The sequence below is a fragment of the Campylobacter sp. CNRCH_2007_0968H genome, assembly GCF_025773245.1.
Taxonomy (GTDB): domain Bacteria; phylum Campylobacterota; class Campylobacteria; order Campylobacterales; family Campylobacteraceae; genus Campylobacter_D; species Campylobacter_D lari_D.
This window is the reverse complement of record NZ_JAKMTQ010000062.1, coordinates 1-522: the sequence shown is the minus strand read 5'-3', so window position 1 is coordinate 522 and position 522 is coordinate 1. Positions and strand designations below refer to the sequence as shown.

Annotated in this window: 2 pseudogenes; both read left to right on the top strand. The window is 28.5% G+C overall.

The annotated features are described in order from the left end of the window. Positions 1–257, top strand: a pseudogene (locus L8Y18_RS08785) (hypothetical protein); the annotation flags it as partial. A 44-nt stretch (positions 258–301) separates the two neighbouring features. Continuing rightward, positions 302–522: pseudogene (locus L8Y18_RS08780) on the top strand (hypothetical protein); the annotation flags it as partial.

Genomic DNA, 522 nt, shown 5'->3' with positions numbered 1-522 from the left:
AACAAGCAGAACTAATTATAGAAGAAGAAAAGTTGATTGATACAACTTGGTATCCTTCTTATAAACATTTAGGGGAATATCATCTTACTATGTGGTTTAATCCTAACAATAATAAATATGAAACTTTCTATGTTGGAGAAAGGGGGAGTGTTAGTCTTAACTATTCTTTTGATAGTGAAAAAGAAGCTATTGATAAAATGTTGCAGATGAATTATATGCGAAAAAATATGATGGAAAAGATATTAAAGAATATCTAACAAAAGAAGTAGCACTAAGAATCATCAAAGAAGAAAATTTAGAAGTGATTTGGTATGATGAAGCACTTAAACCAATGCGAGCAGGTATTAAACACGATAAACAAAGAGATAAATATATTTCTTTTATCACTAATGCTAAAGCAGAAATTATAGAATACAGAAGTATTGAGTTTGATGGGGAAGTTATTATATTTTTAGAAAAATATAATTACACTTCTACCTATAACGATGAATTTCTAGCCCTTTATGCTCTTATCAATCGTGC